Origin of the sequence: Streptomyces sp. 8K308 (assembly GCF_004348315.1) — a bacterium.
Classification (GTDB): domain Bacteria; phylum Actinomycetota; class Actinomycetes; order Streptomycetales; family Streptomycetaceae; genus Streptomyces.
In genome coordinates this window covers 1-12,150 of sequence record NZ_SMKC01000215.1, presented here as the reverse complement: position 1 = coordinate 12,150, position 12,150 = coordinate 1, and the positions used below count along the sequence as shown (strand labels likewise).

Here is a 12,150-nt window from a genome sequence, read left to right as displayed (position 1 = left end):
CCCCGGTCCGCCTCCGGGTTACCTCCGGCGCGCCGCCGCGGACCGGCGCCGACGGCCGCTGGACCGCCCCCACCGACGAGGCCGCGCTTCCCCTCCTCGCCTCCCTGGCCACCGGGCCGCACGCGCTGCGCCACTACCTGGCGGACGTCTCGGGAGGAACCGCCCCGTGGTCCCGACCCGCCCTTCCGCCCGTGGAGTTCGCCGACGCCGCCCCGGAACGCGCCGCCGACCTCCTGGTCTGGGTCGAGTGGTGCCGCCAGGCCGACGCCTTCGCGACGACCCCGCTGGCCGCCCGCCTGCCCATCGCCCCCGACATCGAGCTGGATCTCGAGATCCGGGCGGGGCACGTGGTCCGGGCGACCACCGCCGGGTGCCGGCCCGCGTGAGCCACCAGCGAAGGGCTCGGGGCCCGCCCGACGGATCACGCGGATCCACCGGGCGGGCCCCTGAGTCAGCCCGGGTCGACCGATCGTCAGGTCGTCAGGCCGTGCGTCATCGCATCAGTTCGAACGACGCGTCGCGCGCCCGCTGCAGCACCCGCAGCGCCATCGGGACACTGGTGGGCGAGGACGCCTCGGTGGCCTGCTCGCCGTGGCCCGCGTGGCTCGACTGGGCCGAGGAGCTGGCGTTCGCCACCGCGTCGGACGCCTCGGCGACCTCCTCGGCGCTCAGCGTCTGGCCGTTGCCGTAGGTGACCTGGCCGTTGCCGCCGTCGAAGACGATGTCCGAGCAGGAGTAGAAGTTCTCCTGGCTGTCGGACCGGATCCAGTGCACGAACATGAGCGCCGAGCCGCTGCGGGCGGGCAGCTGGACGTTCCAGTAGTAGTGGCCCGCCTCACTGCCCACGTTGCCACGCTGCGGCGGGTTGGTCACGGAGCTGATCCGCTCCAGGTCGCCCCAGCCGAGCGACTGGCTCGGGGACCAGCCCTGCCGGGTGATGTAGACGTCGAACCGGCCCGGGTGGTGCGCCCAGTTGCTGTGCCGCAGCTCGATGTTCGAGCCGGAGGTCAGGTGGGTGACCGGCCAGTCGGTGCGAGTCGCGTTGTAGGACGAGAAGTTGAACGGCCCACGGTTGCCGCCGCTGCACAGCGTGCCGTCCGGGATGTAACCGGTCGTCCGGCCGCCGCCGTTGGAGTCGAGCACGGCGAACCAGTTGTACAGCGGGGTGGTCCCCGTCTGCCGGACGGCGTTCGCACAGGCCGGGTTGGTCGGCATCTGGGTGCTGCTGTTGCGCTGCAGGTCCAGGTAGCACAGGTACGTGCGCGAGCCCGGCATCATGGTGGCCCCGTGCGCCGACGCCGGGGACGGAAGCGACGCCATCACGAGAGCGAGCAGGCCCACTCCCAGGACGCTCGCCAGGCGGAACTTTCGGACCGGAGAACCTCTCCGTCCGGTGGGGGGTTGAATCGACACTGATTCTCCTCTGGAAGAGTCGTCTGCCTAGGCAGGCAGCCGACAGCACCGGCCCACTGACTGCTCGTCGGTGCACCGACGGTCCGTCGCCGGTACTGCAGCCGCACATGGAAGCGCTCCCATAGCCAACGTAGCGCCAGCCGGCCCGTTGCGAAAGCGTCTGTTCACGCCTGATCGCCCCCCGGTTCCCGCTGCCGCACCGGCGCCGACCGACGCACGGGCCCCCCGGCCGGTGGCCATCCGGCAAGTGACGCCGGCACCACGCACTCGCCGCCCGCTGGGAGCGCTCCCGCCACGGCCGGGCCCTGTCCTGCCGATCTTCTTCGGACCCCCGCTGCCAGCTACGGCACCCCGCCGCGTCACCCCGTGCCGCGAACACGGCCACGTGTGAGCCGCACCGCCGCCGATGTGCGGCTCCGCCGCGTGGGGCGCCTTACGCGAAGCGAATGGGGGCGCGCTCTCTCCCCCAAGCACTTCGTGCAGGGGGCACCCCCACCAAGCACTTCGTGTAGAGGGCCGGGTTCAGCCCAGGGTCTCCTTCAACCAGCCAAGGACCTCCCGGTCCACCGGGTCGGTGATGTCGGTGAACTCGTCGTGCTTCCGCAGGTACTTGGCGACGTAGGGGCAGACCGGCACGATCCGCAGGCCCGCCTCGCGGGTGTCGTTCAGGGCGGCGGTGACCAGCGTGGCGGCGAGGCCGCGGCCGCCGAACGCGTCGGCGATCTCGGTGTGGTGGAAGACGCGTTGGCCGTCATGGTCGCGGTACTCGGCGAAGCCGACCAGCTCGTCGCCGAGGCGGATCTCGTAACGGTCGCGGTCGGCGACCCGCGCGACGCGCGGGGTGGGTTCGGCTGCTGGCTCGGTTGTCATCGGTCGCCTCTTCTCATGGGGGGTCGCGGTGCGGGATTGCGGCGCGGGGTGATGGTGGCGTTGGGCAGGGCGGGGGCCGGCAGGCGCTCCCCGGCGTACCCCTCGACGGCGCCGAAACGCTCCGCGGCGCGCTCCCACTCCTCCCTGGCCCGGACGATGTCGGCGTGGTCGCGGCCGATGAAGTTCCACCACATCACTATCTCCTCGCCGAACGGCGGCCCGCCGAGGAGGATCAGCCTGGCCGGCGCCTCGACCTCGTTGACCAGCGTCAGCTCCCGCTCGCCGATGTCGAGGTAGCCCAACTCCGTGGCGGCCAGCGGCTGTTCCGCCACCCGCACGACGCCCTGGTCGACGAGGACGCCGTGCTCGAACTCCGGATCGACGGCAAGGGTGAGGGACGCGCCGGCGTCCAGGGTGAGTTCGGCGCCGAGCAACGGGGTGAAGGTGCGCACGGGCGAGGTGACGCCGGCGAGGGTGCCGAGGAAGACCCGCGCCCGGCCGCCGTCGAGCGCGACCGGCTCCGGCGCGTGGTGCTGGAAGTCGCGGGGCGCGTCGCGGTGGGCGCCGGGCAGGGCGACCCACAGCTGGACGCCGTGCAGCAGCGTGGTCCGGTCGGTGGAGACCTCCGAGTGGGCGATGCCGTGGCCGCCGGTCATGAGGTTGAGCTCGCCGGGGCGGATGAACGCGTGGTTGCCCATGCTGTCGCGGTGCTCGATCTCCCCACTGAACAGCCAGCTGACCGTCTGCAGCCCGGTGTGCGGGTGCGGGGCGACGTCCATGCCGCCGGAGCGGCTGACGTCGTCGGGCCCGTAGTGGTCGGCGAAGCACCAGGCGCCGATCAGCGTCCTGGCCCGCTGTGGCAGGGTGCGTCGTACGGTCATCGCGCGCGGGCCGCCGAGGGGGACGGAGCGCGCGGTGAGCACCTCGACACGGGTCCCCTCGTCGCCGGGCGCGGGCCCACACCGCGTCTCCGTGGGTTTCAGCTCGACGTTGCTCACCTGGCGTCCTCCGCTCGGATGCGGTCGCTATGGTTTCATATTCAACAAAATTTCGCGGCTCGATGACACACCCACTGTGCCACCACGCGAGGAGACGGAATGAGTGACATGGCGGAGCAGGAACACGAGCGGGAGCAGGCGCCGGGGCATGCCTCCGGCCGGCGGGTGTTCGTCGACAAGCGGAGCCCGGCCGCCTACCAGGCGTTCGTCCAGGCCGCCGAGGCCGTGCGCACCACGGCGGCCGACGCGGGGCTCGACCGGCGGCTCGTCGAGCTGATCAACGTCCGGGTGTCCCAGCTCAACGGCTGCGCCTTCTGCCTCAGCCTGCACACCCGCGCCGCCCTGCGTGCCGGCGAGACCCCGCAGCGGCTCGGCGTGCTGCCGGCCTGGCGCGACACCGAGCTGTTCTCGCCCCGGGAGCGCGCGGCGCTCGCCCTGGCCGAGGCCACCACCGACCCCCGCGACACCACCGCCCAGGAGACCGCCTACGCCGTGGCCCGGCGGGCCCTGACCGAGGACGAGATATCCGCGGTGATCTGGGTGGCGATCGCCATCAACGCCTTCAACCGGGTCTCCATCCTCAGCAAGCACCCGGTCCGGGCGACCGGCCAGCACCAGTGAACCCGAGTCCGGGAACGGCGGGCCATGGCCTGACCTGACGCTCTCAACTACTCTGTTTCATCCGCACGTTCGTTAGACCACACGGGGGGGCTGAGCGTGGACCACGCCGTGCGACCGGGGAGGCTGATCGGCGGGCGCTACGAGCTCGACGAGCCGATCGGCCGCGGCGGGTTCGGAAGAGTCTGGAAGGCGCGCGACCAGCGGCTCCAGGCGGACGTGGCGGTCAAGGGGCTTTCGCTGCCGCCGTCCGCGTCGCCCGCCGAGCAGGAGGAACGGCTCAGACGGTCGGAGCGCGAGGTCCTCAACGCCGCCAGGCTGCGCGACCACCCCAACATCGTGAGCGTGCACGACGTCGTCGTCGAGGACGACGTCCCGTGGATCGTCATGCAGCTCGTCGTGGGCCGATCCCTGAGCGAACGCCTTCGGGAGTCCGGCCCGCTGTCCGTGCCCGAGGCCACCGACGTGGCCAGAGCCATGCTGAAGGCGCTCGACGCGGCGCACCGGGCCGGGATCGTGCACCGTGACATCAAGCCGGCCAACGTCCTGCTCGCCGACACCGGGGAGATCCTGCTCACCGACTTCGGGATCGCCACCCACGAGACGGACGTCTCGCTCACCGTCACGGGCAGCGTCGTCGGCTCGGTCCCCTACATGGCACCGGAACGTGTCCTCGGCCGGAAGAGCCAGGCACCGAGCGACCTCTTCTCGCTCGGGGTGACACTGCACGAGGCCGTCGAGGGCGCCTCACCCTTCGAACGCGATTCCACGCCGGCGTCGCTGCACGCGGTGGCCTACGAGGATCCCCCGCTGCCCCAGAACGCGGGGGCGCTGACGCCCCTCATCACGCGGTTGCTGGCCAAGGCACCCGAAGACCGTCCCACGGTCGCCGAGGCACTGGCCCTGCTCGACTCCCCACCGTCGGAAACCACGTCCCGGCCCGTCGCCGCCACGCCGACCGCGATCGTCACGGCGACGTCGCCGGCGCCGCCCGAGGCCATGCCCACGGCGACGGCCCTGACTCCACCGCACGCCTGGGCGGCTCCCCAGGTGGCGGGCCCCCTGGCGCCCTACGCGCCGCCGGGCCCCGGTGGCGCCGCGGCGCCGGCGCCCTCCGGCGGTTCAGCGACGAAGTGGCTGGGCTGGATCGTGGCTCTCGCCCTCGGACTCGCCGCGCTCGTGATCGTGCTGGTCGTCGTCAACCAGGAGGACGACCCGGCGACGGAGACGATCTCGTTGGGGCCCGGATCGTTCGGCAGCACGACATCGTTCGCCATCGAAGACCACGAAACCGTGGAATCGACCATCACGGTCTCGGGCATCACCGGCAACGCCCCCGCGTCACTCGGCGTCGACATCGACCTCGACCACACCTACCTCGGCGACCTCGACATCCAACTCGTCTCGCCCAGCGGTACCACCTTCCCGCTGGAGCCGTACGACGAGCCTCACCAGTACACCGTGGACGCCTCCGGCACCACCGCCAACGGCACCTGGACGCTCCGCGTCGACGACAACGCAGGCGCCGACGAGGGCACCCTCAACTCCTGGGCCCTGCACTTCGGATCCGACCAGGTGGGTGGGACGACCTCGTCCGGCGGCGGGTTGTTCAGCAACACGACGCGGATCACTATCGACGACCTCGGCACGGTGGAATCCACGGTCACGGTCACCGGCGTCGCCGGCAACGCGCCGGGATCGCTCGGCGTCACGGTCGACATCAGCCACACCTACATCAACGACCTCGACATCCAGCTCGTCTCACCCGACGGCACCACCTTCGAACTCGAGGCGTACGACGAACCCCACGAGTACACCGTGGACGCCTCGGCGGCCACGGCCAGCGGCACCTGGACCCTCCGCGTCGAGGACACCCTCTCCTCGGACTCGGGCGCCCTCAACTCCTGGTCCCTGCGGTTCTGACGGGCCTTCTGGCGGGTTTCGTCACCTCTGCCGTGGGACGCGGGCCGGTACGGCACGGACCAGCGCGTTGATAAGGCGATCGGACAGCTCGCGGCCGTCGTCCGTGGTGTTGGCGATCAGTCGGGTCAGGTGGCGCATGGCGGCGGGCGAGGTGACGATCCGGCGGCTGAGCAGCGAGGTGAAGGAGGGTCTGCTCAGCAGCGCCGCCCACAGGTTGCCCAGCTGGTAGTAGCGGCCGAGGCGGCGGTGGATCTCCCGGGGGTAGCGCTGAAGCGCGCGCTCGCGGGACGCGCCGCCCGGGCGGGCCAGCGCCGTCACGGCCACCTCGGCGGCCAGTTCGCCGGCCTCCATGGCGTAGGCGATGCCCTCGCCGCTCCAGGGGTTGACCATGCCGCCAGAGTCGCCGGCGAGCAGCAGGCCGCGGGTGTAGTGCGGCAGCCGGTTGAAGCCCATGGGCAGGGCCGCGCCGCGCACCGGCCCGTCGGCCGAGTCGGGGCCGGCCAGGCCCCACTCGGGCGGGGTGTGCGGCAGCCACTGGTCGAGCACCCGTCGGGTGTCGGCCCGTCCCGCGGGCGCGCCGTGGATGAGGCCGAGCCCCACGTTCACCCGGCCGTCCCCCATCGGGAAGATCCAGCCGTAGCCGGGGAGGGGCGGCCCGCCGGGCCGGGCGTCGATGTCGCCCCAGATGGTGAAGTACGGGTCGTCGTGACCGCCCGCCGACCGGTGGTAGCGCCGGATCGCGGTGGCCACGGGCCGGCGCGGCAGCCGCTCCACGCCGAGGGCCAGCGCCAGCCGGGCCGAACCGCCGTCGGCGGCGATCAGCAGCGGCGCCTCGAACCGCACCATCTCGTCGCCCGCCTTCGCCGCCACGCCCCGGACCCGCCCCGCGCGGTCGAGGACGGGCTCGGTGACGTGCGTGCCGGTGCGCAGCCGCGCCCCGGCCTCGGCGGCGCGGCGGGCCAGGATCTCGTCGAAGTCGTGCCGGGAGCGGCTGAGACCGTAGCCGGGGTAGCGCGCGTTCTCCTGGAAGTCGATCTCCACCCGCACCCCGTGCGAGCAGTACCGCACGCCGCGCGTCCGGTGCCAGCCGGGGCCCTCGGTGTCGACGCCCATCCGGATGAGGTGGTGGACGGCGCGTGGTGTCAGGCCGTCGCCGCAGACCTTCTCGCGCGGGAACTCCGACTTCTCGAGCAGCAGCACGTCCCGGCCGTGCCGGGCGAGGTGATAGGCGGCGGCGGAGCCGGCCGGGCCGGCACCCACCACGATGACGTCGGCGGTCTCGGACACTCTCGGCTCTGACGCGTGCGGGCTGTCAACCACGGCCACCCTCCTCCTCCGAGGCAGTGGCTACCCAGGCCCGCGGGCCGGTCAACCATGTCGGCCGTGGTGCTGGTACGGGTGCGGCGACGACAGCGTGGGCCTGCCCGACGCCGGCCAGTCGAGCCCGGTGGTGACGGTGCCCGCCTCCTCGCCCGGCTCGACGACCACGAACTGCCCCATCACGCCGGAGTCCTCATGCCAGAGCAGGTGGCAGTGGTACATGTACGGCAGGTTCGGGTCGGAGTACTTGGCGAACCGCATGATGAGCTGCATCGGGACGCCCGGCGGGACGAAGACGGTGTCCTTCCAGCCGGTGAGCTCGGGCGGCGGCGCCTGCCCGTTGAAGCTGAGCACCTCGAACTGCATGCCGTGCACGTGAAAGTTGTGGGGCAGACGGCTGACGTTCTTCACGTCCCAGATCTCGATGGTGTCGACGGTGACGACCACGTCGATCCGAGTCATGTCCATGCGCTGGTCGTTGATGCTGTCGCGGTACAGCAGGAACTCGCGGCTGGTGACGGCGTGGCCGGGGTCGATCCGCTGGACCTCGGTCAGCCGCTCGGCCAGCGGGGGCGAGGGCCGCAGCTCGTCCGCCGCGATCAGCGGCAGTACGTCGAACTCGTGTTGGGCGCCGGTGGGGACGTTGGGGGCACCGAGCTCCTGCGGGTAGGAGTGGAGCATGACGCGCTCGCCGGGCGACATGCGGACGACGATCTCGACGCGCTCGGCGGGCGTGAGCTGGACGCGGTCGAGTTGCACGGGCGCGTCGAGCAGGCCGCCGTCGCTGGCGATCAGGTGGAAGGGGCGGCCGTCGGAGAAGCCGAAGTTGTAGCTGCGGGCGGTGGAGCCGTTGAGGATCCGGAAGCGGGTCAGTTCGGAGGTCACCCGGAAGGTGGGCTGGTACTGGCCGTTGACCAGCAGGGTCGTGCCGAGCATGCCGACGCCGCGGCGACCGGTCTCGACGAGCTGGCCCTGCTCGTCGAAGGTCTTGTCCTGCACGATGAGGGGGACGTCGTCCTCGCCGTAGCGGTTCGGGAGGAGGTCGCTGGTCGTCTCGTCATCGTCGACGTAGAGCAGCCCGCCGAGGCCACGGTAGACGTGCACCTCGGTGCTGCCGTGCGGGTGCGGGTGGTACCAGAGCGTCGAGCCCGGCTGGTCGACCCACCAGGTCGGGGACCAGGTGGCGCCGGCCTCGATCATCTGGTGCGGGCCGCCGTCGCATTCCGCCGGCAGCCGCATGCCGTGCCAGTGGGCGGTGGTGGGCTCGGGGAGCTGGTTGTGGACGTGGATCTGGATCTTCTCGCCGCTCCTGACGCGCAGGGTGGGGCCGAGGATGGAGCCGTTGTAGCCCCAGGTCTCGGTCTCGGTGCCGGGCATGATCGCGGTCCGGCCGGGCGCGGCGACGAGGTCGAAGATCCGGGTGTCGCCTTCCTGGACGGAGGGGGCGAGCGGCGGAATCCACAGGGCGTTCTCCACGGCCGCCTCGGAGCCAGTGGGCTCCGCGATGTCCCGGGGCGATCCCCAGGCTCCCGGAGCACGTCCGGTGAGGGCGGCGTAGCCCACCCCCAAACCCATCGCGGCACGCGCGAGGAAGGCACGCCGTCTGATCCCGGACCGTGATGCGCTCATAGACAGGGCCTTTCGCTGAAACGCCTGGAGGCCGGCGCCGATTGAGCTCGCTGGGATCCGAACCCGGGAAGCACCGCGCCGGAAGGCGACATAATGCGCCGTCGGTGACATCACAGGACATTGCCACCGCGATCGGCCTATATCAAAGAAGAGAATCCGCTCGTCGCGAAAGCTGACCCTATTTCAGGAATATTCCCAGGCCGCGCGGAACGCGTTCCACCGACCGGCCGACACCCGGTAGGACCAGTACGCGTCACCTTCGCCTCGGCGTGCCGTCAGCGGAGAGCGGCGAGTCCGGGACCGAAGGTGATGAGCAGCGGCACCAGGGGGGCGAGGGAGGCGACCACGGTGGTGGCGGAGCGCGGCACCGCCTCCAGGCGGGGCGGCGGGTCGAGCAGCCGCCGCACCCGGTGGGCGAGCAGCCGCCCCGGGCTGGCGCAGGACAGCACGCCGCGGTGCGCGTTGAGCTCAATCAGGGCCAGCGCCGCGTCCCGGTGGCCGCAGCGGCGGGACGCGGTGTCGTCGGCGGCGAGCTCGACAAGGCGGTGTGTCTGCTCGTGGAAGTGGGCGAACAGCGGGACGGCGGGGAAACCGACGGCCAGCGCCGCCGACAGGTGCAGCAGCCAGTCGTGGCGGGCCCGCGCGTGGCCGAGCTCGTGGGCCAGGACCGAGTCCAGTTGACGGCCGGTGAGGCGCCGCAACGCGCCGGTGGTGACGACGAGTTGGGGCGGGGTGCCGGCCAGCAGCCAGGCGTCGGGGTACTCGTCCTCGAGCACCAGCAACGGTCCGCGCTCGGCACGCTCCGCCCCCAGGCCGGCCGGCAGCTCGGGGGCGCGCTGGCGGAGCTGGGCGCGGCGCGCGAGCCGGCGCCGACGCCCCTCGTAGAGCTCGCGGGCAAGCATGGCCGCGGTCCAGGCGGCGCCGCCGGTCAGCAGCAGGGCGAGGACCGCCGTCCAGGGAGGTGCCGTGGTCAGGTCGTAGGCCGCGGCCACCGGCTCGGGGGCCGGCGCGAAGAGGTGGACGCGGACGGTGTCGAACACCGCGGCGGCGCTGAGCAGCAGGGCTGCCAGGCAGCACAGCAGCACGGTGGCCACCAGGCACTGCCACACCCAGAGCGCCGTGTTGGGCTCACGCTCTGGCCAGGCCGCCCGGGTCAGCATCCGGGCGCCGGGAACGGCGGCGGTGGCGGCCACGGCCGCGAGCAGCGACAGGACGAGGATCACGCGGCAGGCTCCGTCACCTGGGTGGGCTGATGCTTGGCACCTCCATTCTGCCGGGCGAACAGCCGCGCGGTGAAGACGGTGCCGGCGAAAAGCGCGGCCGCTGCCGTCAACAGTGTGGCCAGATAGCCGTTTTCGAACGCGGCGAACGCGGCGTCGAGCAGCCCGGCCGCCCGCTCGGCCGGCAGGTCGGCGGCGGCGAGGAGGCCGGCGTCCAGACTGTCGGTGGCCACCTCGGGTATGCCGGCCGGCAGGTCGATGGTCGCGGTGTAGAGGGAGCCGAGGACGCTGCCGAGGATCGCGACCCCGGAGAGGCTGCCGAACTCGTAGGACACCTCCTCGACGGACGCGGCCATGCCGGCGCGGTGGACCGGCGCGTTGGTCATGATGGCGGTCGAGGCGGCGGTCATCGCGAACCCGAGGCCGACGCCGGTCAGCACGAGCCCCGGCAGCGTCCACGCCATGTGGCCGGGCTCGATGTCGAGGAACGGCACGGCGTCAGGGGTGAGCAGCAGAGCGAGGAGCACCCCGGCCACGCTGACGGCCAGGCCGCCGACGATCAGCGGGCGCGGTCCTGTGCGGTAGACGAGCCCGCCGGCGACCACGCCGGCCGGCAGCGAGCCGACCGCGAACGCCGCGACCAGCAGGCCGGCTTCGAGCGGGCTCCAGCCGGCGACCAGCTGCAGCCGCTGGGTCAGCACCAACTGCACCCCGGCGGCGGCGAACATCGCCAGCGCCGCGGCCACGATCCCGGCGGCTATCCGCGGGTCGCGCAGCAGCGTGAAGTCGAGCAACGGGTGCTCCTGGCGGCGCTGCCGGCGCGCGAACACCGTGAACCCGACCGCCGCGACCACCAGCGCGATCGCGACGTGCGCTAACTCCCGGTCCGGCCTGGTCACCTCCTTGACCGCGTACACCAGGCCGACGAGCCCCGCCATGACCTGCGCAGAGGCGACCGGATCCCAGGGCCGGTCGGAGCGGCCCGAGCCACCGGGCGCCAGCACGGCGGCTGCCACGAGCGCGACGAGCACCACCGGCACGTTGATCAGGAAGACCGAACCCCACCAGAACCGCTCGAGCAGCAGCCCGCCGAGGATCGGGCCGAGCGCCGACCCACAGACCGACACCGAGCCCCACACGCCGATCGCGAAGCCACGCTCACGCTCGTCGGTGAAGGTCACCCGGATCAGCGAGAGGGTGGCCGGCATCATCGCCGCCGCGCCCACCGCGAGGAGCGCCCTGGCGGCCGTCAGCGCGGCCGGATTCGGGGCGAAGGCGGCGGCGGCCGACGCGACGCCGAAGAGCACGAGGCCCGAGAGGAACATCCGCCGGTGCCCGACCCGGTCCCCCAGCGTGCCGGCGCCCAACAACAGCCCGGCCATCACCAGCGGATAGGCGTTGATGATCCACAGCTTCTCGGACGCGTCGGCGTCGAGCTCGAGCGTCAGGGTCGGCAGGGCGGTGTAGAGCACCGTCATGTCGACCGAGATCAGCAGCAGCCCCGCCGACACGGTCGCGAGCAGCCACCAGCGCCTCGCGCCGCTCATGACCCACCCGCCAGGGTCGCGATCCGCTCCAACAGCGCCGCCCTGACCGGCTCGGGCAGCGGCGGGCCACCGGTCGCGTCGTTCAACCACAGACCGTCCGCCGCCAGCCTGGCTAGCAGCAGGTCCACGTCCTCCGGGGTGGGCTCCTGGGGCACGGGCGCCCAGCGCGCCATCAGCTCGTCCCACACCTCGGCGAGACCAGGGTGGGTGACCGACTCGACCATGAACGCCAGCTCCGCCTTGCTCGCCGGGGTCGCGCCGCCGACCCGGACATAGGTGGCGGCGGCCTCCCGCGGCGATGCCTCCTCAAGCGGCTTCCCGAGCGCGGCCGCCAGCCGCCGCTCCAGGGCGGTCGCCAGGTGCCGCTGGATCGCCAGCAGCAGCTCGTCCCGGGTGCGGAAGTGGTACATCAGGCCCCCCTTGGTCACCCCCGCCTCCTCGGCGGCGGCCTCCAGGGTCAGGGCCGTGATGCCGTCCCGCTCGGTCACGCGGATGGCGGCGTCGAGGATGAGGTTTCGCTGGCTGGGTCGCATACTCGAAACTATACCATCCGGAAGGTACAGTTATGCTGCAGCCTGATCACTCCGCAGCTCGCCCCAGACCCGCTTCCCC

The 12,150-nt window shown here is 72.3% G+C and carries 10 protein-coding genes and 1 pseudogene; 3 read left to right on the top strand and 8 right to left on the bottom strand.

The window, feature by feature from the left end; all coding sequences use genetic code 11:
* On the top strand, positions 1–386 hold a 386-nt coding region (locus E1265_RS37255), incomplete at its 5' end, for a hypothetical protein (RefSeq protein ID WP_207931192.1).
* A gap of 304 nt (positions 387–690) precedes the next feature.
* Here the strand turns inward: E1265_RS37255 and E1265_RS24680 are convergent.
* From E1265_RS24680 to E1265_RS24670, 3 genes and pseudogenes are all read right to left on the bottom strand, one after another.
* Positions 691–1,320, bottom strand: a pseudogene (locus E1265_RS24680) (lytic polysaccharide monooxygenase); the annotation flags it as partial.
* Between the two features lie 615 nt (positions 1,321–1,935).
* Positions 1,936–2,283 carry a GNAT family N-acetyltransferase gene (locus E1265_RS24675; RefSeq protein WP_132933204.1) on the bottom strand — a complete coding sequence of 116 codons (348 nt, stop codon included), beginning with the start codon at positions 2,281–2,283 and terminating at the stop codon, positions 1,936–1,938.
* Entirely contained in the window at positions 2,280–3,281 is a 1,002-nt protein-coding gene (locus tag E1265_RS24670; protein WP_132933203.1) for a pirin family protein, read from the bottom strand. The genes E1265_RS24675 and E1265_RS24670 overlap by 4 nt, the downstream gene beginning before the upstream one ends.
* 108 nt (positions 3,282–3,389) lie before the next feature.
* Between E1265_RS24670 and E1265_RS24665 the strand changes: the two genes are divergently transcribed.
* Complete coding sequence (locus E1265_RS24665; RefSeq protein ID WP_165953864.1) at positions 3,390–3,902, top strand: carboxymuconolactone decarboxylase family protein; 513 nt, start codon at positions 3,390–3,392, stop codon at positions 3,900–3,902.
* 108 nt (positions 3,903–4,010) lie between these two features.
* Positions 4,011–5,822 (top strand): proprotein convertase P-domain-containing protein, encoded by a 1,812-nt coding sequence (locus E1265_RS24660; RefSeq protein WP_132933201.1) that lies wholly within the window; start codon positions 4,011–4,013, stop codon positions 5,820–5,822.
* Between the two features lie 21 nt (positions 5,823–5,843).
* On the opposite strand, the gene E1265_RS24655 is transcribed toward E1265_RS24660, so the two are convergent.
* The 5 genes from E1265_RS24655 to E1265_RS24635 all read right to left on the bottom strand — a co-directional run bounded on the left by E1265_RS24655 (position 5,844) and on the right by E1265_RS24635 (position 12,071).
* Positions 5,844–7,142: a geranylgeranyl reductase family protein gene (locus E1265_RS24655; protein WP_243741083.1), complete on the bottom strand. Its 1,299-nt coding sequence runs from the start codon at positions 7,140–7,142 to the stop codon at positions 5,844–5,846.
* Positions 7,143–7,190: 48 nt separating this feature from the next.
* Positions 7,191–8,717, bottom strand: coding sequence for a multicopper oxidase domain-containing protein (locus tag E1265_RS24650; RefSeq protein ID WP_165953863.1), 1,527 nt, complete (start codon positions 8,715–8,717; stop codon positions 7,191–7,193).
* A gap of 329 nt (positions 8,718–9,046) precedes the next feature.
* Entirely contained in the window at positions 9,047–9,994 is a 948-nt protein-coding gene (locus tag E1265_RS24645) for a M56 family metallopeptidase (RefSeq protein WP_132933199.1), read from the bottom strand.
* Complete coding sequence (locus tag E1265_RS24640; RefSeq protein ID WP_132933198.1) at positions 9,991–11,538, bottom strand: MFS transporter; 1,548 nt, start codon at positions 11,536–11,538, stop codon at positions 9,991–9,993. Before E1265_RS24640 ends, E1265_RS24645 begins: the two co-directional genes overlap by 4 nt.
* Positions 11,535–12,071 carry a TetR family transcriptional regulator gene (locus E1265_RS24635; RefSeq protein WP_132933197.1) on the bottom strand — a complete coding sequence of 179 codons (537 nt, stop codon included), beginning with the start codon at positions 12,069–12,071 and terminating at the stop codon, positions 11,535–11,537. The genes E1265_RS24640 and E1265_RS24635 overlap by 4 nt, the downstream gene beginning before the upstream one ends.
* Positions 12,072–12,150: the final 79 nt, after the last annotated feature.

Bases quoted from the DNA above. Each gene is read 5' to 3' on its own strand.
- E1265_RS24635 (WP_132933197.1), bottom strand. From the start codon at position 12,071: ATGCGACCCAGCCAGCGAAACCTCATCCTCGACGCCGCCATCCGCGTG.
- E1265_RS24675 (WP_132933204.1), bottom strand. From the start codon at position 2,283: ATGACAACCGAGCCAGCAGCCGAACCCACCCCGCGCGTCGCGCGGGTC.
- E1265_RS24650 (WP_165953863.1), bottom strand. From the start codon at position 8,717: ATGGGTTTGGGGGTGGGCTACGCCGCCCTCACCGGACGTGCTCCGGGA.
- E1265_RS24665 (WP_165953864.1), top strand. From the start codon at position 3,390: ATGGCGGAGCAGGAACACGAGCGGGAGCAGGCGCCGGGGCATGCCTCC.
- E1265_RS24640 (WP_132933198.1), bottom strand. From the start codon at position 11,538: ATGAGCGGCGCGAGGCGCTGGTGGCTGCTCGCGACCGTGTCGGCGGGG.